The sequence below is a fragment of the Candidatus Borreliella tachyglossi genome (genome assembly GCF_003076595.1).
Classification (GTDB): domain Bacteria; phylum Spirochaetota; class Spirochaetia; order Borreliales; family Borreliaceae; genus Borrelia; species Borrelia tachyglossi.
In genome coordinates, this window is the sequence record NZ_CP025788.1 from 1 (window position 1) to 25,277 (window position 25,277).

24 protein-coding genes are annotated in these 25,277 nt (G+C 29.5%); 16 read left to right on the forward strand and 8 right to left on the reverse strand.

The genetic code is table 11. From position 1 onward, the window contains the following. The coding region (locus tag CR532_RS05065) for a hypothetical protein (RefSeq protein ID WP_159076643.1) at positions 1-744 on the forward strand (744 nt) is incomplete at its 5' end. Positions 745-868: 124 nt separating this feature from the next. Next, positions 869-1,567, forward strand: coding sequence for an OspD family protein (locus tag CR532_RS05070; RefSeq protein WP_159076644.1), 699 nt, complete (start codon positions 869-871; stop codon positions 1,565-1,567). A 114-nt stretch (positions 1,568-1,681) separates the two neighbouring features. On the opposite strand, the gene CR532_RS05075 is transcribed toward CR532_RS05070, so the two are convergent. The 3 genes from CR532_RS05075 to CR532_RS05085 all read right to left on the reverse strand — a co-directional run bounded on the left by CR532_RS05075 (position 1,682) and on the right by CR532_RS05085 (position 3,145). Then, on the reverse strand, positions 1,682-1,876 hold the full coding sequence (locus CR532_RS05075; protein ID WP_108729766.1) for a hypothetical protein: 195 nt from the start codon (positions 1,874-1,876) through the stop codon (positions 1,682-1,684). Positions 1,877-2,157: 281 nt separating this feature from the next. Beyond that, a complete protein-coding gene (locus tag CR532_RS05080) occupies positions 2,158-2,607 on the reverse strand; it encodes a hypothetical protein (RefSeq protein ID WP_108729767.1) in 450 nt (149 codons plus the stop codon). Positions 2,608-2,719: 112 nt separating this feature from the next. Then, positions 2,720-3,145 (reverse strand): hypothetical protein, encoded by a 426-nt coding sequence (locus CR532_RS05085; RefSeq protein ID WP_234416449.1) that lies wholly within the window; start codon positions 3,143-3,145, stop codon positions 2,720-2,722. 126 nt (positions 3,146-3,271) lie between these two features. Between CR532_RS05085 and CR532_RS05090 the strand changes: the two genes are divergently transcribed. Beyond that, positions 3,272-3,970 (forward strand): ImmA/IrrE family metallo-endopeptidase, encoded by a 699-nt coding sequence (locus CR532_RS05090; RefSeq protein ID WP_108729769.1) that lies wholly within the window; start codon positions 3,272-3,274, stop codon positions 3,968-3,970. Positions 3,971-3,975: 5 nt separating this feature from the next. Here the strand turns inward: CR532_RS05090 and CR532_RS05095 are convergent, their stop codons facing one another. Next, positions 3,976-4,539, reverse strand: a complete 564-nt coding sequence (locus CR532_RS05095) for a hypothetical protein (protein ID WP_108729785.1) — start codon at positions 4,537-4,539, stop codon at positions 3,976-3,978. A gap of 93 nt (positions 4,540-4,632) precedes the next feature. On the opposite strand from CR532_RS05095, the gene CR532_RS05100 reads away from it, so the two are divergent. The 4 genes from CR532_RS05100 (at position 4,633) to CR532_RS05115 (ending at position 10,280) form a co-directional block, all read left to right on the forward strand. Continuing rightward, positions 4,633-5,889 (forward strand): ankyrin repeat domain-containing protein, encoded by a 1,257-nt coding sequence (locus CR532_RS05100; protein WP_108729770.1) that lies wholly within the window; start codon positions 4,633-4,635, stop codon positions 5,887-5,889. A gap of 590 nt (positions 5,890-6,479) precedes the next feature. Beyond that, the gene (locus CR532_RS05105) at positions 6,480-8,117 is read left to right on the forward strand and encodes a PTS transporter subunit EIIC (RefSeq protein ID WP_108729771.1); all 1,638 of its coding nucleotides are present in this window, start codon (positions 6,480-6,482) and stop codon (positions 8,115-8,117) included. Positions 8,118-8,291: 174 nt separating this feature from the next. After that, the gene (locus CR532_RS05110) at positions 8,292-9,917 is read left to right on the forward strand and encodes a PTS transporter subunit EIIC (RefSeq protein WP_108729772.1); all 1,626 of its coding nucleotides are present in this window, start codon (positions 8,292-8,294) and stop codon (positions 9,915-9,917) included. An 81-nt stretch (positions 9,918-9,998) separates the two neighbouring features. Beyond that, positions 9,999-10,280, forward strand: coding sequence for an acylphosphatase (locus CR532_RS05115; RefSeq protein WP_108729773.1), 282 nt, complete (start codon positions 9,999-10,001; stop codon positions 10,278-10,280). Here the strand turns inward: CR532_RS05115 and CR532_RS05120 are convergent. Continuing rightward, entirely contained in the window at positions 10,264-10,701 is a 438-nt protein-coding gene (locus tag CR532_RS05120; protein WP_234416450.1) for a hypothetical protein, read from the reverse strand. The genes CR532_RS05115 and CR532_RS05120 overlap by 17 nt on opposite strands. A gap of 95 nt (positions 10,702-10,796) precedes the next feature. Continuing rightward, a complete protein-coding gene (locus CR532_RS05125) occupies positions 10,797-12,146 on the reverse strand; it encodes a protelomerase family protein (protein ID WP_108729786.1) in 1,350 nt (449 codons plus the stop codon). 253 nt (positions 12,147-12,399) lie between these two features. Here CR532_RS05125 and guaA point away from each other — a divergent pair, with 253 nt between their 5' ends. Both guaA and CR532_RS05505 read left to right on the forward strand, forming a co-directional pair. Further along, positions 12,400-13,935: a glutamine-hydrolyzing GMP synthase gene (gene guaA, locus CR532_RS05130; protein WP_108729775.1), complete on the forward strand. Its 1,536-nt coding sequence runs from the start codon at positions 12,400-12,402 to the stop codon at positions 13,933-13,935. A gap of 338 nt (positions 13,936-14,273) precedes the next feature. After that, a complete protein-coding gene (locus CR532_RS05505) occupies positions 14,274-14,417 on the forward strand; it encodes an IMP dehydrogenase (protein ID WP_311196365.1) in 144 nt (47 codons plus the stop codon). 452 nt (positions 14,418-14,869) lie between these two features. Here CR532_RS05505 and CR532_RS05145 read toward each other — a convergent pair whose 3' ends face one another. Further along, positions 14,870-15,502 (reverse strand): hypothetical protein, encoded by a 633-nt coding sequence (locus CR532_RS05145; protein ID WP_108729787.1) that lies wholly within the window; start codon positions 15,500-15,502, stop codon positions 14,870-14,872. 130 nt (positions 15,503-15,632) lie between these two features. Between CR532_RS05145 and CR532_RS05150 the strand changes: the two genes are divergently transcribed. The 5 genes from CR532_RS05150 to CR532_RS05170 all read left to right on the forward strand — a co-directional run bounded on the left by CR532_RS05150 (position 15,633) and on the right by CR532_RS05170 (position 19,671). Then, positions 15,633-16,679 (forward strand): hypothetical protein, encoded by a 1,047-nt coding sequence (locus CR532_RS05150; RefSeq protein ID WP_108729776.1) that lies wholly within the window; start codon positions 15,633-15,635, stop codon positions 16,677-16,679. A gap of 123 nt (positions 16,680-16,802) precedes the next feature. Further along, positions 16,803-17,741, forward strand: a complete 939-nt coding sequence (locus CR532_RS05155; RefSeq protein WP_108729777.1) for a plasmid maintenance protein — start codon at positions 16,803-16,805, stop codon at positions 17,739-17,741. A gap of 9 nt (positions 17,742-17,750) precedes the next feature. Beyond that, the gene (locus tag CR532_RS05160; protein WP_108729778.1) at positions 17,751-18,323 is read left to right on the forward strand and encodes a DUF226 domain-containing protein; all 573 of its coding nucleotides are present in this window, start codon (positions 17,751-17,753) and stop codon (positions 18,321-18,323) included. Beyond that, complete coding sequence (locus CR532_RS05165; protein WP_108729779.1) at positions 18,299-19,117, forward strand: ParA family protein; 819 nt, start codon at positions 18,299-18,301, stop codon at positions 19,115-19,117. Before CR532_RS05160 ends, CR532_RS05165 begins: the two co-directional genes overlap by 25 nt. Beyond that, positions 19,114-19,671: a chromosome replication/partitioning protein gene (locus CR532_RS05170; RefSeq protein WP_108729780.1), complete on the forward strand. Its 558-nt coding sequence runs from the start codon at positions 19,114-19,116 to the stop codon at positions 19,669-19,671. The genes CR532_RS05165 and CR532_RS05170 overlap by 4 nt, the downstream gene beginning before the upstream one ends. Before the next feature lie 684 nt (positions 19,672-20,355). On the opposite strand, the gene CR532_RS05175 is transcribed toward CR532_RS05170, so the two are convergent. Next, entirely contained in the window at positions 20,356-20,868 is a 513-nt protein-coding gene (locus CR532_RS05175; protein WP_108729781.1) for an oligopeptide permease-like protein, read from the reverse strand. 937 nt (positions 20,869-21,805) lie between these two features. Here CR532_RS05175 and CR532_RS05180 point away from each other — a divergent pair. Together CR532_RS05180 and CR532_RS05185 are read left to right on the forward strand one after the other, a co-directional pair. Further along, complete coding sequence (locus tag CR532_RS05180; protein WP_108729782.1) at positions 21,806-23,392, forward strand: peptide ABC transporter substrate-binding protein; 1,587 nt, start codon at positions 21,806-21,808, stop codon at positions 23,390-23,392. A gap of 386 nt (positions 23,393-23,778) precedes the next feature. Next, positions 23,779-24,990: a variable large family protein gene (locus CR532_RS05185; RefSeq protein WP_108729783.1), complete on the forward strand. Its 1,212-nt coding sequence runs from the start codon at positions 23,779-23,781 to the stop codon at positions 24,988-24,990. Positions 24,991-25,277: the final 287 nt, after the last annotated feature.

Here is a 25,277-nt window from a genome sequence, read left to right on the forward strand (position 1 = left end):
AAGCTTACTAACTCCCCTACCATTGCAAACATTAAGGTCAAGATTAACTACATCAGACAAAACAGAAAGCTTGAGATAAGTAAAAAAATGCTTGCTTGGCTACACAAGTCTTCTTTAAACCTCAGAATCAGTAACCAACATAAAATAATGCGTGCACGTGCATTTGACCTTTTCAAGGAATGCATGATCATAGCAATCGATTCTTTTAGTAGCAATGGCAAGCTATTTAACATCAAGGAGCTCAAGTATGAATTCAGGCAGGTACTAGTAAACAGGGGATACAATGTTGTCTCTAAGGGTGCAATGATTAAAGATTTTTTTGATCACTTCACGGGGTTTAACAAGAAAAGCGAGATTAAGCTAAAGGGGATAGGAAAAACACAATTTCATACTCAAGAGACTATCAAAAACACAATCATTCCTGCTGAGGTTACAAGACTTACCGCAGCACTGGAATTTAAGAATAAAGACACCATTTACGAGAATGCTGAAATACTTACATATCTACTAGAACAAATTCTGCTTAGTAAATCCAAAATCGTGATTATGGACTTGTTTCAATTTGATGCTCTTAAAGACAAGTTCTCTCACTTAAGTAAATCGCGCTACAAGAAATTGCTTGAGGTACTAAACCGAAATATTGTTCTTATTAAAGAGAAAATTAAGGTTAAAGAATCGCAGCAGGGGCGATTTATGTTAAATTTACATCCTACAGCAGAACACAGAAATCCAGAAGACTTATAAAACGAGATAAATGATCTTTACATTCATTATTGCTTAATATTTATTAATTTTTAATATTAATAAATTATTATAACAATATTAAATTGTAGGAGTATAAAATGAAAAATTAACAAAACCTTTACTATTGAGTTCCCTTCTAGCACTAGTAATCTCTTGTGATCAAGATAGTCAAACAACGCTTCCAACAAGCAAAAAAGAAATATTAAGTAATTTAACTCAATCCTTACAACAACTAGAAAATACTCTAAAAACAGATAGATCAACAACCGATAATGTAAACGCAGCAATGGAAAATGAAATGGGAGCAGTATTTGTAAGCTCAGCAGACTTAATCTTATATGCTGTAACCCATTTAAAAACTGCATCGGAAAATACACACGCTTTAGCTAAAATGTCAGGAATAGATCTACAAGCGTTAAAAAATGCTAAAGACATAGCAGCAGTAGCGGCTACTGCTGCTAGCGTAGTATCTGACACAGTTAAAAAAGAAAAGCAGAACATAGACAAAGCATTTAAAGCGCAAAACGATTTATCTGATCAAACATCTGAGGATCCAACAGAAGAATCTGATGGTCCTGATGATTCTGATGATATAAAGCAAGCCAAAGAAGCTACAAAAAAAGCTTGGGAATTTGCACTAAAAGCCCAACAACATATAAAGGATGCAGAATTAGCAGCAATAGTGGCATTAGACAAAATAAAAGCAGAACTTGCACATAATGTAGCACTAGCAGACATAAAAGAAGTAGCGGAATTAACAGCAAAAATATCTAAAAACGCAATGGAAGTAGCAACTGAAGTTATGACTGCACTAAACACTTAAACATTCAAAATAAAAGATAAAAGATAAAAGAAGTAAGAAGGGATTTCTTATTTCTTTTATCTTTTATCTTTTCAAAAAGAAATACCACACTTACATTTAAAGCAATAAATAACTCTACCTCAACAGAAACAGCGTGTACTTCATCAGGAGTAGGAAAAACTTTATAAACTCCCTCTCTACCCCTGATGAAGCCAGCAAAATAAAAATAACACCTTCAATAAAAATATTAAAGCTAAAGCTTGATATTAAGAGAGCATCAATAAATAATCTCATAAGTACATAGAGTAATGCTTCATTACTTACATTCACAAATCGTTTCTCTTTCAATAGATTTTATTTTATACTCAAAGCAAAAATAATACCTTGAACACATTTCTAATTATTTGGAACTAAAATTAACAAAAATTCAAAACCATAAACAAAGTTATTATCAACAATAATCTTCAAGAAATAAAAACTTAATAATATTCCAGCTATCAAGAATACACATCTTCGTTGAATTTTACACCACAATATAAATGAACTATTTACTAACACTATAATCAATAAGTTATAATCTATAAAAATAAAAATACAAAAAAATGAATATCTCAAATAATCTGATTATTTTGAAACACAGTATCCTCAATATCAGGTAACTTCGAAAATACAATCGTTTTAAGAATTACCCCAGAGCTATTTATGATAAAAAATTTCCTAGCCTTAACAGCCTCTAAATATATCTTTAAGGAAATATCTTTGCCCACACTAAAAAAAGTTTGAATATACTCATTACCAATTTTTTTGTAACGTTCAAGCAAAAATGCAGCCACTATGTCATTTCCAAATTTCAAGAACAATGGTTCTTTATATCTTAAATTTAACTTACCAGAAATAGTAAAATAATGCCTTAAAGATACTTTATTTTTATTGAAAATAAATCTAATATATTTTGAATCCTTATTTAACCATTCAATATTTTCCAAATAAAGTGTTGAACAGGAAAACATAAACGAAATAAAAAATAAAAACCCAATATACCGCTTAGAAAATTTTATCATTAATAAAACACATTAACTTAATAACATTATAAAGATGATAAATCATCTTTATATCTAACTAATAATCCTAAAATAAATATTACTATGAATGCTCAAACAATAATATATCTTGCTATAAAATATTAGTCTCAAGAGCATATTTAAGAGTATCTCTCGTACTCTTAAAATCAACATCAATAAATTTAGCATCATATTCAAGAGTTCTCCTAGTCCACACTTGATAAGAAGTGTCATTTAAAACAAAAGATAATTTCTCATCAGGATTTAAAGCTTTTAAAATAAGGTCAGAATTTTTCCTATCAATATTAATATACAAGAACTTAAAATTACCAATACTAACCACTTTAGAAATATAAATATCTCCAATGTAGCTATCATCTTTAATTAACTTCAAATAACTATCATTAAAATTTAACTTTGAATCCAAAATAACATTTAAAAATACAGAAAAATCATTAGTCGATTTATCCCTCTTGATATAGATTTGGCTATCTGGATAAAAATAAAGAAAGTAATCAGCTCTTTCAATCTTTTTCAATTTTGCATCAAGAAACTCATCAACACCTAAAGTTTTACACGAAAAAAAAACAAAACAAATAAGAAAAAACTATATCTCATATTCATATTATATTATATAATATGAAAAGGAGAATATTAATATTCAATGAACTCTAATAATTTTAGTTCCTATATTAAAACCCCTTATGTTTATTCTGATTACATAATTTCAAAATATACTGTATTGCTCATTCCAGTTCCAATAATCAAGATTGTCATAGGAGAAGGGCTTAAGGTATTTGAAATTGCATTCGAAGATAAATACAAAAATTTTTCTGGCTATATCAAACCAAATAAAAAGGCTATCTACATAAATGAAGCAATGACTCTAAGTAATAAAAGATTTACAATAGCAAAACAATTGGGCCATTATTTAATGCACAAATATCAAATTTTTAATTCCTCAAAGAGGACAGATATAGATATAATTAATATCCAAGACAACAATATGACAACGGAAGCCAATATATTTGCAACAAATCTATTAATCCCAACTACTACTTTAAAACTGAAAGTACCTCAATACAAATCAATCAAACATCCTCAAAAAGTGATGGCAAAAGATTTTCAAGTAACCGAAAATATAATACACTTCAAACTAAGTATGCTTAATGACATTCATAAATTTGAGAAAGAAAAAAATACAAAAAAGATATTAAAAGTTAAGCAAATAGATAAAAAGCTAAATAAAGACCTTATACTTCAAAATACAGATAAAATCAAGGAATCAATAGCCATAGACCTAGAAAGAAGAGAAATGAGAAGAAAGGACGCAATAAAAAAAATTTTTGAAGACTTAGAATAAAAATATCACTTAGAAAATTTTCTAATTATATTCTCCATTCTCTGATTAGCAACAATTAAAGCACCCTTATCCTGAATAAGAATATCAAAATAATTCTTTCCAATAACAACCCAAGGACTACCATTTACGAGTTCTTTATCAATAGGAAATCTTATTCTTAAGGGAAATTTCTCTTTAATGTCATGCTTATGCAAATATTTGAAAATTTCAAATTTAAAAGATGAGCCTTGTACTGTACTATATGCTAAAATAAGTTTATACAATCTCTTATTATACAAATAAAGCTCTTTAACATACTCAATATTATTATTATAGCTCGATTCAGAAATATAAATTGGATCCTCTTGATCTCCTTTTAGAATATCAAAATTATGATCATGATAGCAACTTAAATTTTTGTAATTATTTATTTCAGAATCTGAAATCTTAAGTTCAGGGTATATCATTGAAGTTTTCAAAACTAATAAATCTAAATCATCTTTTACAAACTCATCTGTAGATACAGTAGAACAACTTAAAAAAAATAAAAATATGAAAAATACATAAACAAAATTTAAAAATACCCGCATATAATTTATATAATAATAATTTGTTACAAAAGTAAAGTAAATAAAATATATCAGTTTTGCTATAATATAAAAAATTGAATTAAAGGAATTCAAATGAGCTATTATGCATTAAACAAAATCTTTATGTATCTTGGATATATTATTATAGGAATTACATCCTTCACTATCTTTAATAAAAATTTAAGAGCCAAAATCAAGAGAAAGATGAAAAAGTTTAACTTTTTATATTACCTAACCCTCTTTATCCTTTTCATGTTCAGCTCCAATTTATCCTATTATTTCTCAGACAAACAATTATTAGAAGATTTTAAAGATTTTGAAAAAAATTTCTTTGAATTACACAAAATAAACGGAACATTTTTACAAAAATATATCCTAACGTTAAAAGAACCAATCAAAATGGAATTAATGTCAAAATCAAGACCAATGTACTCAGTATTTAATGCTAGTTTTGAAAAATATGCAAAAAATATAAACAAACCATCAACTGATATCGCAACAATATATTACAAGTATATTAGATCAAAAAATACAGAGATTCAAGACAGAATTGAAAAATTAGAGGAAGAGGTTCTCCCAATTTATAACCAATACAAATTACCTATCTTAAACAACAAAATATCAGATATAGGCGTTGATAAGGATGGGAATATCATTCCCATTATCAAAGATGTAAAGGGACAAATCACAGATTTGCTCTTTTATGACGATAGCTATAATCTAATTCCATTCAAGAAATATCAAAATTATGAGGTTAAATTCGATTTAATTCAAGAAGATACTAATTATTTCACAGAAATATTAAGTATTTATTACATGGATTCAAGTAATGCCCAAATCCCTATTGACTATTACAAAAACAATATTGATATTATACCTTATTATATAGATCTAAAAGAAAATAAAGATAATTTCTTAAAGAGTATCAAAATTAAAAACGAGTATAAATCATACATCGAAGAAAAACTCAAACTACAGCAATTAGTCAAAAATGATAACCTAACTGAAGTTAAAGCCTTTTTAGCACAAAATCAAAATAATTTTTCACTAAATACAATATTTTCTGATGGAAACCCCATCTTTATTTACGCCGTAAAATCAAAATCAAAAAATACAATAGATTATATACTATCACAAAATTTTGATATCACTCTAGTCGATCAAGAATCTAAAACTGTCCTTCATAATGCTATCATTAACGGATACGACATACAGCTTATTCAGTCTCTTATAAAAAAGGGAGCAAATCCAAAAATAAAAGATTCTTATAACAAGTCCCCATTAGATTATGCCCCCAAGGAAAGCGAAATCTATAAATACTTGGAAAACATCTCAAATAGATACTATTAACAATCATGGTAGAGATACTCGTTGCTTTTAACTTAAAATAACAAATTAATCCTCACCTACATTCCATATAATTTGGGTGGAATATTTTTTATCTAGATAACATCAAACAACCTAAGGATATGATCACTAAAAGTTCATATCACAGAAAGTGTATCATAATCATTTATTATGATACACTTTCTGTTCAGTACTTGAACGTTCAGGATTTATACATAATAACAAATTGTTATTTAAACATACCTCTACGAAAAAAGTAGTAAAACAAAGCTTAAAAGGCTAATCCCAATAAATACAAAGATAAATGCATTATTTACCAAAAGGAATTATATATAAAAATAAGAAATAAAGCTGGCTAGTCTAAAGAAAACCTGCAGATCCTCTAGCAGATGACTCTGGCTTTTTTAAAATATCATTGAATGTACAAGAATCTATTTTCATATCCTAAGCTATGAAAATAGCAGTTCACAAAAGCTAACATTAATGCTATACTTAAAACAATAATAATTAAATGCTTTAATTATCAAATGCATGAATGAAAATATTTAATATATCATAAGTTTAATTTAAGAGTGATCAAAGGAGATTTTATTATGATTACTACTACAAATAAATTTGCTGTTTTGCAAAAAATTGGTAAGGCCTTCATGCTTCCGATCGCTATTATGCCAGCTGCTGGTCTTTTGCTAGGGATTGGTGGAGCATTTACCAACACAACAATGATTCAAGCTTATGGGCTTGAAAATACTTTGGGGCAAGGAACCCTCCTAAATATTATTTTATCAGTAATGAGAGACACTGGTGATGTGGTCTTTGCAAATTTAGCTTTAATATTCTCATTAGGAATCGCCATTGGTCTTGCCAATGTAGAAAAAGGAGCTGCTGGTCTTGCTGGTGGAATTGGATTCCTAGTTATGCATAAATCTATAAGTAGCACGCTTGCAATACAAGGAATCACGGCTGCAACAGTTACTGTTGAATCATTAATGAAAACAGGATTAACAGAAGCACAAGCTGTTGCAAAATCATTTGAATATACACATGTACTTGGAATGCATACTCTGCAGATAGGAGTACTTGGAGGTATGGTCTCAGGATTTATTGCTGCATATCTTCACAATAAATATTATGACATCAAACTACCTCAATTCTTAGCATTCTTTGGAGGAACAAGATTTGTTCCAATCATCACAACTGCAATAATGCTAATTGTTGGAATAATCCTTATATTTATTTGGCCTCCTATCCAAAGTGCAATTGCTATGCTTGGTGAGCTCGTAGAAAAATCTGGATATTTTGGTTCATTTCTTTTCGGAGCAATAGAGAGAGCATTAGTTCCAACGGGTCTTCATCATATATTCTACATGCCCTTCTGGCAAACACCTCTTGGAGGAACTATGGAAATTAATGGCGAAATGGTTTCAGGGGCACAAAAAATATTTTTCGCACAACTTGCAGATCCTAATTTTTCAGGACACTTTGAAGTTACAAAAGGAACAAGATTTTGGGTTGGAAAATGGCCAGGACATGCCTTTGGATTACCTGGAGCTGCTCTTGCTATGTGGTGGGTAGCAAGATCTGAACGAAAAAAAGAAATGGCAGCTTTTCTTGGTTCTGTAGCATTTACATCATTCTTAACAGGGATAACAGAACCAATTGAATTTACATTCCTTTTCGCAGCTCCTATTTTATTCTTTGGATTTAATGTTTTCATGTATGGTATGGGATTTGTATTTATGCATCTTCTAAATGTTGGAGTCGGAGTAACATTCGCAGATGGATTTATTGATTACTTCCTTTATGGGATACTACAAGGAAATGAAAGAACAAGTTGGATAAACATAATCTATGTCGGAATACCTTACTTTTTCATATACTTCTTCGTCTTTAAATGGGCAATAGTCAAATTTGACTTCAAAACTCCAGGAAGAGAAGATGATGGAATAACTGCTACAAAGACAAGTGCAAAAGAAATACTTGAAAACTTAAGAGAAATTGCAACAAAAACTATCGAAGGACTTGGCGGAAGTACTAACATTAAATACCACAGCGCATGTATTACAAAATTCAGAGTTGAAGTATATGATATGAATCTTGTTAAAGATAATGCTTACTTTAAAGAACTTGGTGCTAAGGGGGTTGTCAGACAAAACGAAGGCTTACAAATTATATTTGGTGTTGTATCAGACAATGTTAATACAGAAATAGAAAAAATTATCAAAGGACTATAAATCTTAGCAATGTCAATTCTTTTTAAATTGGCATTGCTTATTGCCTTATAAATCAATTTAAAAACAAGATTATTCACAAGATTGATTAATATTGTTAATATTAACTAGTTTAATATAATTAAAAATCTTAATTATATTAAACCTTAATGATAATGACTAATAGGGGGAAATGTTATGTCAACATCGTCAGGATCTATATTTACAACATTACAAAAGGTTGGAAAAGCTTTTATGCTACCAATAGCTCTTCTACCAGCAGCTGGAATTTTATTAGGAATTGGTGGTGCATTTACAAACACAACAATGATTCAAGCTTATGGACTTGAGGGAATACTCGGACAAGGTACTGTAGTAAGTTCAATATTGCACCTAATGAAATATACAGGAGAAGTAATTTTTGCAAACCTGCCTTTAATGTTTGCCGCTGCAATTCCAATTGGACTTGCAAAGGTTGAAAAAGGAACGGCAGCTCTTGCTGGAGTTGTAGGATTCCTAGTTATGCATCAAACCATAAACGGAGTATTATTCATCCAAGGCATTAATGCTGATACTGTAAAGGTAGGTGAGCTAATCAAAAACCTCGGGATGACTGAGGTAGAAGCAATTTCAAAAAGTCAAGAATACACAAGTGTACTTGGTATTTTTTCTCTTCAAATGAGTGTAATGGGAGGAATGGTCGCAGGATTTATTGCAGTATTTCTTCATAACAGATTCCATAATATCCAACTACCTACATTTCTAGCATTCTTTGGAGGAACAAGATTTGTTCCAATTATAGCCACAATTGTAATGTTTGTAGCAGGAACAATTCTAACATTCATTTGGCCATTCGTTCAAGGAATCATGACTTCATTTGGAGGAGTTGTAGAACAGTCTGGACTTTTCGGTTCATTTGCATATGGAGCAATAAAAAGGTCTTTAATACCCTTTGGACTTCACCACATATTTTATATGCCATTCTGGCAAACATCTGTGGGTGGGTCATTAGAAATTAACGGCGAAATAGTTTCAGGAGCACAAAATATATTCTTCAAACAACTTGCAGATCCCAATACCATTCATTTTGAAGTTGCGAGAGGAACAAGATTTTTCAGTGGTGAATTTATAGTAATGATTTTTGGATTACCTGGAGCCGCTCTTGCTATGTATCATACTTCAAGAACTGAGAATAAGAAAAATGTAGCTTCTCTATTGCTATCAGCTAGCTTTACATCAATGCTAACAGGAATAACAGAACCTATTGAATTTGCATTCCTTTTCGCAGCTCCTGCACTTTATTATTTTGTATATGTGCCTTTATTTGGATTATCTCATCTCTTAGCCCATCTTTTCAATATCGGGGTTGGACTAACATTCTCTGGAGGCTTCATTGACATGTTCCTCTTTGGGATACTACAAGGAAACAGCAAAACAACTTGGATAATGATTCCTTTTCTTGGAATCTTTTACTTTATAGGATTCTACTTCATATTTAAATTTGTAATTATAAGATTCAATCTAAAAACACCGGGTCGTGAAGTTGAAGATGAAGAATTTGTACAAACAAGTTCTACAAAAACAGAGATATCAGAAACTGCTAGAAAAGTACTAGAAGGACTTGGAGGTAAAAGCAACATCACATATCTTGATGCATGTGCCTCAAGACTAAGAGTTAATGTAAATAATATGGTACTGGTAAAATCTGATGCCTATTTTAAAGCTCTTGGTGCAAGCGGAATGCTGAAAAAAGGCAACGCTGTTCAAATTGTATTTGGAGGACTATCTGACAATATAAAAATGGAAATAGACAAACTCGCATAAGTATTCAATAATGCAAATTACATATAAAAGGAGAGTTATTTAAAAAGCTCTTCTTTTTACTTTATTAAGAAGGATAAGTATATGTATAAATATCAATATTTTATTTCTGGAAAAGTACAAGGTGTAGGATTTAGGCTTTTTACAGAACATGAAGCAATGAAACTGAAAATAAAAGGACTTGTTAAGAATTTAGATGATGGGAGAGTTGAAATAGTTGCTTTTTTTAAAAATAAAGAACAAGTTGAATTATTTGAAAGTATCCTAAAAAAAGGCAATGGTTGTTCAAGGATTGAAAAAATTGAAAAAAAAGTTTTAGATGAAAAATATCCTTTTGATTTTAAAAACTTTAATTCTTACTACTAATGTTTTTCCCTTTAAGTAATACTTTCATCCTGCCAATTTTATTGTTACCTTTACTTGAAAAGTTAAGAAAGTTAGAAGCAGATTTAAAGAAATGCTCAACCCTAAACTTTAAAAACTCTAAAGACTTTTTGTCTTTACAAAAAATGTTAAGGTTTCCATCTGAAAATTTAATATCAAGTCCATAATTGGTGTCTGTTTTTAAAAAGTTACATGAGATAAAATCACCATTCAATTTACTTCTATTAAAAAGAAGGAAATATTTGTTACCCCTCTTAGAATCTTTAAAATGAATCTTTAACCATTCCTGCATTGGTTCAATTACAACCAGACTATCATAAAGATAAGAAATATAAATCATTCTATTATTATCGACACTTAAAACTTTTTTAAAAAAATAAAGAAATCCTGTCTTCATGTCCATTAATAAATATATTACATATCAATTTATTTTAAAAAGCCTTAACTTAATTAGAAACAGCTTCTGCCTTACAAGCGAAATTAATTTTTATAATAATTCTACACATTATATCCAAATATTATGGCCAAATACTCACCAAGCTTTGCATAATTATAATTATATCCATACGTTTGCTTGAAACTCTTACGAATTCTCACATTAAGACCTCGGATCATTTCCAATTCCCTTAAATTATCATTTACCATTAAATCTCTAATCACATGCAGAGTTTTTGTATAATTATCATCCATAACATGGCATTTCTCTATAAGCATATCTAATTTTTCTCTAGTAATAACAGAATATGTGGTTTTACGCCTGATATATGTGTATATCCTCTTTTTGAGCAACTTCAACAAATCAATATCAGCATTGTCATCTAAGTTCTCTAATATATAACGATTATAATGAAAAGCTGTTATGATATCATCTTGCTCATGTCCTAAAACAGTAGTGATCCATAAATTTAACTCCATATTCTTTGGAGCAAATGCAAGATAAGAAAATCTACTATAAAGTCTTCTGCAAAAATAGACCGATTCTTCGGGTTCAAATATCTCCTCAAAAATCTTGCGAAATAATCTATTATAACTATAAGCAAGATTTGCAGATATTGTTTCTTTTGAAAGTTTATCTGTTCTCTCCATGTATCTTATCTCTTTTATTGAATCAATAATTAATCTAGAATCAGCAAAGGTAGGAAAAACAATTTCATGAATTAAATTCTTTTCCTTCTTTTTTGCAATATGTTTCATGAAAATATGTTCCTTATCCTCAACATGAAATTCAGATACTTTCATTATCTCAACAGGACGTCGTCCTGTTGCCATTAATACCCCATAAAACTTCAATCTTATATCTCGCCTTTGAGTCAACAAGATATTTATTATCTCGACATAAGTGTTTAAGTTAATCTTAACCGATATCAGTTCTCTCCTATAGCTATTAATTTTTGAAACCCTATAATGATGTGAATAACTATTTAACCATTCAGGACTTTTAAATAACTTTAGAAAAGCTTCAAAATAGACCTTTTTATCCAAAAGATTATTATCTCTCATCAATTCTTCAATCCTACACAAATCTTTTATGCCTATATTAGAAATCTCTTTTATTTTTTTAGGAGTCCAAAAAAATAAAAGTTTATTTTTCTTTCTTATGTCCTCAATCACAGAGAGATTGATATACTCCTTTATTATCTTACGAGTTTTAGAAAGATTTAATATAATTGAAAGATTGGTAAACTTATCCTTTCTTAAGAGAATGTTTTTATGTTTGCGAGCAAGAACTTCCAAATTCTTATTTAAGCTAGAATACGATATCTCATACTTTAAATACTTAATATATACTTTTTCTAAACTCTCCCTAAAAGATTCAAGGTCTTTTTTTATATTAGCTTTCAAAGGCATACTAAATAAATTATAACAAGAAACAAACATAAGAACATCAATTTAAATTACTCTCAATTTCTCAAATAATAATAATAAAATGTAATATCAATATATTTATCAAATCACTACTTTTTAATTTTTGAGACTCTGAAGTATCCTAGGTATAAAATTCCTTGCCAGTTTTAGTTAAAATAATCAATAAGCACTATTCTTAATTAATACATTTATTAAAATTATCTTTAATAATTTTATTTTTATAAGGACTTACATAATGCATAATAATACGATAATTGTACTAGATTTTGGATCTCAATATAGCCAATTAATTGCAAGAAGAATTAGAGAAATGAGTGTTTATGTAAACGTCATTCCCTACTCTATTTTGGCAAAAGAAGTTAAGAATATAAATCCTGTAGGAATAATTTTAAGCGGAGGCCCTGCCTCTGTTTATCTAGAAGAAGCGCCTACTTTGGACACTGAAATTTTCAACCTAGGAATACCCATCCTAGGCATATGCTATGGAATGCAACTAATTATTAAATTATTTGGAGGGATTGTATCTAAGTGCAAAAAACAAGAATTTGGAACCACCGAACTATTTATAGAAGATACTCAATCGTACTTATTCTCAGAACTTCCAAATAAACTTGAAGTAATTATGAATCACGGAGACAATATTGAAAAAATTCCTAACAATTTCAAACAAATAGCTTACACAAAAAACTGTATTGCTTCTATATTCAATGAAAACCAAAAAATTTATGGACTACAATTCCATCCAGAAGTAACTCACTCAGACTCTGGAAGCCAAATACTTAAAAATTTTGTTTTCAAAATTTGCAAAGCCCACATTAATCGGTATTCAGAAAATAAAATAGCAAATATTGTAGAGAAAATAAAACTTCAAGTAGGTAATAAAAAGGTACTTCTGGGATTCTCAGGGGGGACAGACTCTTTAATCTGCGCATTACTTGTCAATGAAGCAATAAAAAGTAATTTAATTTGTGTCTTTATCAATACTGGCTTACTCCGAAAAAACGAAGTTAAAGAAATATTAGAATTTAATAAAAAATACAATTTAAATATAAAATACATTGATGCTTCTCTAACCTTTATAAATAAACTTACAAACATAGATGATCCTGAAAAGAAAAGAAAAACAATAGGAAAAATATTTGTGAATATCCTTGAAAAAACTGCCTCAGAGGATAAAAATATAGAATATTTGGCACAAGGAACAATTTATTCAGATGTAATTGAGTCTCAATCAAAGGATAGTGCTTTTTCAAATATAAAATCCCATCATAATGTGGGAGGACTCCCAGATAAAATGAGATTAAAGCTTTTAGAACCTTTAAAGGAGCTTTTTAAAGACGAAGTAATTACACTCGGAATTGAACTTGGAATTGAAAGGGATGTACTTTATAGGCATCCATTCCCGGGGCCAGGATTAGCAATAAGAATAATTGGCAAGATAACTCAAGCAAAAATTAATATGTTACAAGAAGCCGACGGCATATTAATAGAGGAACTTTTAAAAAACAATTTATATTATGAAATCCGACAAGCTTTTGTAGTTCTGTTGCCTATAAAATCAGTTGGAGTAATGGGGGATAATAGAACATATGAATATACAGCTGTTATTAGGTGCGTTAATACACAAGACTTTATGACTGCTAATTGGGTTGAATTACCCTATGAATTCTTAAAAAAAATTTCTTCACGAATAATTAACGAAGTCAGAGGTATTAACAGAGTTTGTTATGACATCTCTTCTAAACCTCCCGCAACAATAGAATGGGAATAACAAAATAAGGAGAACTATTTGATAAACAAAGTAGTAAAAGAGGCTTTAACTTTTGATGATGTCTCTCTAATTCCCTAGAAAATCATCCGTACTTCCTATCGAAGTTGATTTAAAAATAAAATTAACAAAAAATATACCTTTAAGCATACCTTTTTAAGTGCTGCCATGGTTACAGAGCGCGGAGAATTGATTAACACAAAATGATGCCCACGGTCATCCTACAAGAGTAATAGGACTGATAAAAATTAAACATAAATATCTAAACTCAGACGTCACTGTAGGTAACATAGTAACCAAGGTAGCTTGCCCCTGATTTAATTAACCAAGGAGAAGACTGCTTGAAGATAGGAATAGGATCAGTAAGCATATATATAACAAGAATAGTTGCAGGAATTGAAATTCCTCAAATAACTGCTGCTTTTAATGGTTGGCAAGCCTGCGCTAATACAAATACTTGCATTCTATCAGATGGTGGAAGGTGATACCGTTAAAGCAATTGCGGCAGGAACTGGCATTGTAATGATAGTAAATCTCTTTGTCGGAGCTCATGAATCTCCTTATGAAAAATAATCTGCTACAGAAAAAATTTTAAATCCTAAATTGGAATGGGATCTATTTCTGCTATGACTAAAGATTTCAAATTAAGATACTCCCAACTTGAAAATAAAGAGCCTAGCAAGAGTTGAGGATTTCCGAAGATATTGAAGCCATGGTTCACTATTCTGTTGAACTAAAACATTTTATGTCAATTAAAGAGAGGATTAATGTCTAGAATGGGATACTTGGAGGCAAAAACAATATTAGAACTAAAAAACAGCTTCTCAATTTGTCAAAATAAGCCATTCTTCCTTAAAAGAATCTCATACACATGCTGTTTTCACAAAACAAAACATAATTTGACTTAGCTCAGAAAAATAGTAGCTAAAACCTTTTATTATTGCATAAATCTCTCAATAGCCTTAAAAACATAATAATATAAAACAATATATGATTCTTTTAAAACAGAAGACTCTGAAGTTCCCATAAAGTACATAAGTTCACTTGTGCTTGAATTAATATCATCCCTATGATTTCTAACTTCAAACTCATGGTTAATCTCTCTTATGTGATCCAAACTCAAAGTATAAGCAGACTCTAATCTATTATCTCCCATATCAACATGAGACTTTAAAGCAACCTCTCTTTTAAAAATTTCTTTAACTTTAAACTCAAATGAATCAAAGCTAACATTTAAAAAACTCAACTTAAAGCCAAAGTCAAAAATAAAACCAGATTTATAATCTAATAAACTCGCTATTTTTGAACATAAAATTATTTGCATAACAACTCTATTTTCAGCTTTATCTAATATAAAATTATAAGAATAACTATTAATATCCTTAACGGAATCAAAATAATTCTTAGTATGAACACGGGTTTTAACCTTATTACCACCTAAGTATTCATAACCTGCAATTTCTAACGTTATTGCTTCTTCTAAAGAAAGAAAATATTTTGATGCTCCATCAAAATTGCAAGAGTACAAAACAAAAAGAAGAGATAAAAAAAATTTGCAATTTCCTTTCAAAAAATCCCTCAATATAATAAAATTTTTAACTCATTGCAAAAAATATCCAACAGATACAGTAGATATTTCCAAACTAGAATTCTACAATATTATAATAAAATAATATAAAATATATTTAAGGAATGAAACTATGAAATACTATAAATATGCTCTAATATTTTTCTCAATTGTAGGATGTAGATCCATTCCAAACACAAACTTTAATTTCCACAATACAAACTATATATCAGACGATGTAAACTATCAAGAAGATTCCGTTATAAGTAGAAACTATGATAACAAGCTCTCTATCGTAGGAACCTACAATCCCTTAACAGAAGAAGAAAGATTTAAGGTTGCTATACACATCCAAAAAAAAGGGTTAAACCTAAACCCTAACACTAAAGACATTTTAATCAATAGAAGAAAATTTGATTATGAAAAATATGATGCAACAATAACTGCAAATTCAATGTTTAACAAAAGCAATTTTATAATTTATCCCATAAACTCAAGAGAATTACTAATTAAAATACATGACACAAGCCAAGGCAATACTATTACTGTAAATTTCAAGGATAATTTTCAACTAGAACACACACTTAAAATAGAAAAAGTGTATATTGAAGAGTTTTTGAAAGATTTTGATATAGAAAAAGAAATTTCAAAAAACTTCTTCGAAAAACGTATAGAAAAACGCAAAAAAGAACTAGAAAAAACAAAGTTTAGAGAAGAATATGACGAATTTAATAGATACCATATCTATAGTATGGAAATTCCACATTTTTTTGAGAAACCTAATAACACTTCAGAAGATTACACAGTATTTATTATTTCAAACTACTACCCAGATGAAAACATCAGCATCTTATTTTTAAATATAACTCTACACTCCAATCAATCCTACCTATTAAATTCGATATACGATAACGACAATAAAAAGCTAAAAATACACAATCCAGAAATAACAAAAACCAAATATAATGAAATAAAAGAAACATTCAACATTATGCTAAACCCACAAGAAATACTTAATATGTCAAGAGATATAGAAAAAAACTACATACTCAAACTAAAAGCCTATGGAGAAAAAAGAGACTTTATCTTTGAAATCTATAAACCACTTCTCTTAACTTTTTTAAAAGAAATTAACAATTCAATTAGATCACTTCAAACAAAAAATAAAAGTACCGCATAGAAAATATTATACAAAACAAGAATACAAAAATATTTTATATTTAAAGACTTTACTTTTTTGCAGCATTCCTTTAAAATGTTCTTAGCATTTTAAATGCTAAGAATCAAATGATGGGAGTTTAAAATGATCGAAAAAAAAATCAGTCAGATGCCATTTAATAAAGTAGTAGATCGAAGATTAAAGGTGTTTTGGACAATTCAACAGCTACAACACAATTACTTTAAAAATAAAAAAAGGTATTCCTTAAGAAACGTTGTGATGATGGTAAATTCAATTTTAGAGAAAAAAGGCTTCAAAAAAGTAACAAAAAGAACTATTCAGAGTGATATTAAAAATTTTGAGCAACTTAGACTGCTCAAAATCAAGTTTAAGCCACTTGGAAAAAACAACGGAAGTTTTACTTACTATATAATCAACAAATCACTTGAAAAAATAGCTAGTAAAATAATAAGTAAAACTTACTTTATGAAAAAGCAGAAAAATATAGACCAAGCACTTAGCAATACTACTAAAAGAAATAAATTGAAAGAGCAAAACCAGAAATTTAAAATTTCACCTCAGATATTTTCACCCCTTTTAAGTAGAACAAAAAGTAAATATTATAATAAGAATTCTGTATCAAAAAATTTCAAAAATGGAGAAGAAAATTTAGAGAAGTCCATACTACAAAAATTCAAAGGAATAAAAAAGAAAGATTTAGATGAAATGAAAAGCATTGTAAAAACCCAGGTGAGTTACAAAAATACGCTCTGGAATATCAAGGATTTTATGGAAGAATTAAAAGAATATGAAGAACGCGCAGCAATAAACTTTTTTAAAATCACACTCAAATGCAAGAAAAATAAAATATGGTTTATGTCGAAAAAGAGCATCAAGTCAGACTTCAACACGATAATCGGGAAATTTAAAGACAAAAACAAAACAAAGATACAAAAGATATACCAAGGTCAGAGGCAGGTACAAAGATTAAAGATGAATTACATAGACAATCCAAATGAAATAAAGAAAGCGAGCGAGTTAATATCGAATATTATGAATATAAAATCAATAATTTCTAATTAGAGAAAAATTATGGAAAAAGAAAAAGTAACATATGAATTAAAAGTAAAATTAATGGCTAGAAAGCGAGAATTAGATAAAGAAGGTAAAAAATTCTTTAAAAAGATAGAAGATAAAGACTATAAAACAATGTATCATACAAAGATTTTCAGTATGATAAATAACTTTGAAGCAAGACCGAATAAAGGAAAATTTTGGTTATGTTTTAGGAATGTGTTCAATCCCAACAAATATGAAAGTTTACACTTATTTCATGTAAGACAAGGAGATAAATTTTTAGGTATTTTTTATGGATTTACAAAGTTGTCAAAACCATTTATCATAAATTATGAAGAGAATCAAATAAAAAAAACAACTAAAATAACTAAGGGCTTTTATGTCGAGTTTAGGTTTAAGAAAGGAAGTGTTTTTTGTTACCTAAGAAGTCTATCTACATTGTTGAAAGCAAAAAATAAGGGTAAAACGTTTTATAATTCTTTGTTAAACAGGACTCTGAAATTAGAAAGGGAAGTTCACCAATTCTATAGCAAAGAATATGTTGAAGACAAAGGAATTATAAAATGGATAGAAAAAAACCAAAAATAATAACCGTAGCATCAATTAAAGGTGGGGTTGGCAAAAGTACAACAGCGTTGGTTTTTAGTGACATTCTTTCAAGTAAAAATTACAAAACATTATTAATTGATCTAGATCCACAAGCAAGTAGTACAAGTTTTTACATCAATCTTATAAAAAACAAGGATATAGACATAAAACAAATAAACATATACAGAGTTCTAAAAAAAGAATTAGATATTGAAAATTCAATTATAAATGTCAGTGAAAATATTGATTTTATATCAAGTCATTTAACATTAAGTCAATTTAACGAAGAAAGTATTTCTTTAAAAGAAAGTCTACTCAAAATATTCTTAAGTTATATAAAATCCAAGTATGATTTTATTATTATGGATACAGCACCTACTTTAGGTAGTTTGCTTAATAATAGTTTGATAATTACAGACTATCTTATTATACCTTTACCAACCGATCAGTGGGCAATTGAGAGTTTAGATTTAATAGCTAACAGATTAAAAGATATATTTAGGAGTAAGTTACCAACATTTTATTTGATAACCAATTTAATTGAAAGGCAGAGTATAGATAAAGAATTAAGAGAATTCATTAAGAATGAATATAAAGGAAAATTTTTAGGAAGTGTTCCTAAGAGAGATAATCTACGAAAGTCTATTTTTCATAGAGACAAATTTAATCCAAATGAAGATTATTATAGGGCGTATCAAGAAATACTGGAAAAATTTTTAAGCAAAATTAAGGATCCGTTCCATTCGGAACTCTTAGATCCGAATGGAACGGATCTAAATGGGGGTATACAATGAGTAAGGGTAAAAAAATAGAGATAGTTAGAAGAGTTGATTTAGACGCTTGCGAAGTAAGGACACTAAACCAAACTAGAGAAGAAAGATATTTGAAATTAAAAGAAAAGCTTAAAATTTTAATCAAAGAGGAATCTTATAATAAAATAGAAACAGCTAGAATATTGAAGGAGATTAATGAAAGTAAATACTATGCTCTTGATGGGTATAAAAGTTTCACGGGTTTCATAAAAAGTTATAAAATAGCAAAAACTTCTGTGTATAGATATATTAAACTCGTAACAGGAATTGATAGCGGTAAGATTGATTATGATATGATCTTACATAGGGGAGTAGATTATGCAATTAGGGTATTGGAAAATAGTAATATTATTGATAAAAGCAATGTAAATTCTTTAAAGCCTCTAAGATTTCAACTTGACGATGAAGAGAGTTTTCTTTTTTATAAATCTAATATAAAATTTGCTAGTTTTTTACTTAAGGAAATATACAAGAACGAAAGAGAGGTTTTTCATAAAATGCAAGACAGATATAATAAACTACGAGGGAGAAATTAGCTGTATTTTAGTTAAGTGTCAAAGCTAGTTTAATAAAAAACACTTGCTCTGGAACTTTGTAATTCATTTTTATAAAATATAATAAAAACTTAGAAAAAGACTTTACAAAAAAATAAAATAGTTTATAATATAATGTGTAGACTGAGATTTAAAGTCTCACTCTCATTGTTTGATTAGAATAATAGGTAGGCTACTATAGGTAGCCTTTGTCATTTTTATTTCAATTGAATTACTTATATAAATTCTATTTTTGAGAATTGCTGTAGAAAAAGAATCATATTCTAATTTTGGTTTTATATTTAAGTATTGGGATTCAGTATGAAGTTTCTTATATGATCATTTACTTTCTATGTTATTTGAATTGTTAAAAATCCATTTTATACCAATATTCTTTAGTACTAATTTGCACGTTTTATATTAAGTTTTTATTTTGATTGATACACTTTGATATTGAGTATCAAAGTGTATCAATCTTGATGACTAGATTAAATAGATGTCTTAGCATTTTAAGAGCCTTATTTTGTGTGAATGTTTAATTTTTTCTTTATTATGGTTTCTTTTATTACTACGTTAACGTGTTTGATTTAATTTGAATATTTGTACTTAAGAAAAAGCCTTATATAAGTAAGTGTTCTATAACTTAATGGACTTTTCTACTAGTTAATAAGACCTGGAATAAAAGATTTAAATCTTTTTATTGTATTTATGAGTATGTTGTTTTTCAGTTGCGTCAACCATTGATAGAAAATCTATAATTTTAGCTTTATTGATTTGCAACTCTTCCAAACCAATTTTCATTTTAATATGTTCTTTATTATAGATATGTTCTTCTTCTCTTAGCATTTTTTCTAGTGTAAGCCTGCTTACGCTAAAAGAAGAATAGTTAATCCAGTTCCCAAATAAAGCGTTATGATCGTATTCGTAACTTGTTTTGCCCTCTATTTTACTTCCATCCGATAATATTAGTGGAGTTTGTTGTACTATGCTGTGATTTCTGAATTTAGTGTATAAGAATATTCTGGTTATGTTGTTTTTATAGTCAACAACACCCTTTAGTTCAGAATTTTTGTTTAAATATTGATATACTCTTAGCCTGCTGTTAAATTCATCTTGTTCGACTTTTAAGGAAGAACACGCTGACAATAAAAGAACTAAAAATATTTTTGTTAATATTGAATTTTTTAAAGAAAATAACACACTTTCTCCTTTTAATTTTTAATAATGTGTTTAAGATATGGTATATCGTTTATTAGTTTTTGTAAATGATCTTTCATCATATCTTTAAACATTATACTTAAATAAGTTTAAAAAACAATATAATAATTGTTACTATAGACTTTAATAAGTAGTTGCAATTGTCTTTAATTTAACTTTGTGATAATAATGTTAGTTCAGTTTTAGAAGTATTAAATTTTGTATCTACATTAAATGAGTTTTTATATTAACAGTGGAATATATCTCAGTTTAGATAAATGTCATAAGGTATGACATTATCATTTTTTTTGCCTTTAGATCAATTTAGCAGCTAACTTGAATCATTCTGTAATTAATGATATGTAGATTTAAGAATATGTTAAATTATGCTGTATAATGATTTTAAATAAAATTGCTGGCGTAAGATTATTTAAAGTTTTGTTTTATGTCTTGGAAAGTGGTATATCGTCAGTTAATTGAGGTTCTTTATTTAAGATATATTAATCTGGAGTAAGGGGTGTCATTACAAAATAATTTGCCAATCAAAGATGAAATTGTTTTAGGGCAAATTCTGGAGGTAGGTAATAGAGTATATTTTAACATTTTTGAATATTGTTATGAGGAGAAATGCATCAATTTTATCTTTTGAAGATTATGTTAATATTTTTCTAATAGTTTGTTATAAATAATTATTTACATAATTTACAGGATAAAAATTAATATCCAGGTTTTTCTGATTCTATTCATTAATAAATTTTGTTTTTAACCATTGCATTTTAAATTTATATTTTTGGTTATTTTAAAGAAATGTGAGTTGTTAAAACAGATTTCAGGTCGAAAGTATATTCAAACTTTATAACAATTAATTATGTTGATAGAACTAATTTTTAAATTTTTCCAATATATATAACTATAAGGAAATTAAAGGAGGTTAGAATTTATGAGATCAAGAGCTATTGTGGTTTTGATTGCGATATTTATAGCTACGCTTTCTTGTAGTGAGGATAATAAAGAGCCAGTAGTATTTAAAGTGGCCTTGGGGGCAGAACCTGTGTCTTTAGATGCTCATTTGTGTGATGATTATGTTGGAGTTCAAATAGTTAGTGAGTTATTTGAAGGGATTCTGAAAGGAGAGCCTAGAACTGGAGGGTATAGATCTGGTCTTGCTAAAAGTTGGGATGTCTCTTTAGATGAAACGGTCTATACTTTTCACTTAAGAGAGGGTCTCGTTTGGAGTGATGGGGTTCCAATTACCGCAGAAGGGATAAGGAAGTCTTATATTAGAGTTTTGGATAAAGATTTGGGAGCATCTAATGTAGATATGATTAAATCATCAATAAAGAATGCAGAAGAATACTTTAATGGATTAGTAGGGGAGGTGGATCTAGGAATTAAAGCAATTGATAATATGACTTTAGAAATAACACTGGTGCATCCAAAACCTTACTTTCTTGATATGTTAGTACATCAAGTGTTTGTTCCAGTGCCAGTGCATGCTGTTGAGAGATATGGTAACAAATGGACAGAGCCTGAGAATATAGTTGTCAGTGGACCTTTTAAACTGAAAGATAAAATTTTCAATGAAGCAGTCGTGCTTGAAAAAAATCCTATGTATTATAATTCAGAAAAGATTGTTCTTGATAAACTTGTTTTTGTTACAGTAAGGGATGCTATGGATATATACGATATGTATCAAAATGATGAGATAGATGCAATTCTTAATTCTGTTGCAATTCCATCTCAACTAATTAGAGATATTAAACTCAGGGATGATTATTATTCAAGTGATATTCATTCAGTTTATTTTTATTCTCTAAATACTAAAGTTAAACCCTTGGATGATGTTAGGGTTAGACAGGCTTTATCTCTAGCTATTAACAGACGGACTTTAGTTTATAATGTGCTTGAAAATGGCGCTAAACCTACTAGAAGAATAGCCTCTAATTATAAAAATTATACTTACGGTAGAAAGCTGTTTTTGTATAGCCCTAAGAAGGCAAAGAAGCTTTTGGCTGAGGCTGGATATCCTAATGGAAGAAGATTTCCTAACATTAAGATAAAATATAATAAGAGCGAAATACACCAAACAGTTGCTGAATTTGTCCAAAATTCTTGGAAAAAAGCTTTAAATATTGATATTGATTTAGAAATTGAAGAAGGGATTAATTACATAAAGGATTTAAAGAATGGAAATTATAACATATCAAAAAATGTTTCCTTAGTAGGCTATGCTGATCCTCGTTATTTTTTGAATATGTTTACAACTAATAATTCGCAGTTATCTTCTTATGGATACTCAAATTCAAAGTATGATGAACTTGTTAAACAATCTGATCTTGAGAAGGATATTGTTAAACGGCAAGCTATTTTAAGAAGAGCTGAGGCAATTATAGTAGAAGATGATTTTCCTGTTATACCAATTTATACATATGTGGGTAATTACCTTTTTAAAAATAGTAAATGGGCTGGCTGGTTTCCAAATGGTTCAGAAAGATTTTCATTAGCGGAAATAATTCCGGTTGAATAATTGAACTTGAAATATTATTGTGTGTGTTAGTTTAAGTTTTATGTCTTGGTTTTTGAATTACCTGCATAATAATTTATTGTATAAATTTTAGTTTAACCTAACGGTCTGTAATCATTTACAATGTTAAATTTTCATAATATTTCTTATCTGGGAGATTTTTATTCTGTGGGATATAATAGGAAGATGGTTTTTAAAAGATATTAAGAATTTTTATTTTCTAGTTAGAGCTTAGTGAAATGCATGTATATAAGAAATTTTATGAGACATAATTCATATTGAAGTTGGTAATATTCTTATTTTATAAAATTATTTTTTAGTATCCTTATAAGAAGCTTGAAAAGTAAAAATGTTGCACTATTAATGTAAGTTAAAAGGAGGCACGAATAATGAAGAAGAATACATTAAGTGCGATATTCATAACTTTATTTTTATTGATAAGTTGTAATAACAATGCCGAGAGTGAAGGGGCTGTTAGTGGTAGCGATAACTCTCAAAGCAAATTCTTAAGTTCATTGGTGGATTTGGGTAATAATTTTTCAAAGGCTCTTATAACCTTTAGCGAGGAGGTGGCTAAGGTCTTGGGCTTGACTAAGAAGATTGATGCTAAGGCTACCAAAGGAGCTGTAGGAACACAGGTAGTTGCCATTGCTGAAGCGTTAATGAAGTTAGCTAAGGAGATCGAAGCGGTAGTAGCAAAGACCTTAGGATCTCCAGAGTCTAAGGCTGGAGCTGTGGCTAAAGTGGAGGCCGTAGCTGGGCGACTGATGGAGCTAAGCAAGAAGGTTGGAGGCACAATTGGAGATACGGGAGAGCTTGTTGAGGATAAGGAGGCTGGTAAGAAGATTGAGGCTGATGGCACCGAGGTCAAAGAAATAGCTAGTGCAATCAAGAGCTTTGTTGAACTAGTATTCCCTGATGCTAAGAGAAGCGATGGTAAGAGTAAGATAGTTGCTGGTGAGGGACTTGCGGATACCCCAATGGCCCTTTTTATTACTGATGCTACTGAGGTTAAGAAGGCTGATGAGGTTAAGGCTATGTATGTTGCTACTAGTGCCAATGGAGCTAACGCAGCACAGGCCATTGTGGGAAAGGCAACCGGAGAGGGAATACTGAAAGCCATTGCGGAGGCTACTGGTGGCACCCAAGGCATTGAGATTGGTAAGGATGGTGAAAAGGATAAGGTTAAGAAGGCTGAGGTGGAGAAGGTGGCTGGTGCTGACGCAGTCAGCTTGGCTGGAGGTGGCATTAAGCTTGGTAAGGACGTTGAGGCTAAGAAGACCATTGATATGACTGAGGCTAAGGATGTTGAGATTGATAATGATGTATTTGCCGCAGCTGTAACTCTAAGGGCCCTTTCTGAAAAGGGCAAATTCAATGCTATTGGTGCTAAGAAGGAAGTTGGAGAGGTAGCAGCACAAGCTGTTAAGAAGTTTCTTGGTGAAATAGTTAGTACAATCAAGAGCTTTGTTGATAAGGAAACCAAAGAAGTACAGAAGAACATAGCTGCTGCTAAGGCTGCTGGATCTAAGGAGGACGATTCAACTAAGGTGGATGCTGATAAGACTGCTGTTGGAGAGAAAACAAAGAAGACAAAGTAATAAAAGAAGACATAGTAATGGATGCTACCGATAGCGTAGCGTAGCCATTGGGGCGACGCCCCAATGGCTCTTTTTATTATGGGATAAGTTTAAAAATGATATATAATATTATTAATGATAGAGAAGTGATCCAAAGAAGTACAGAAGAACATAGTTGATACTGAGGCAAAGGATTTGTTAACGACGTAGATTCAGTTCGTGTTATTCTTTTCACATTTTATGTATAAATGTACTTATCTAATACTAGTAGAAACTATGATATCATAGTTTCTACTAGTATTAGATAA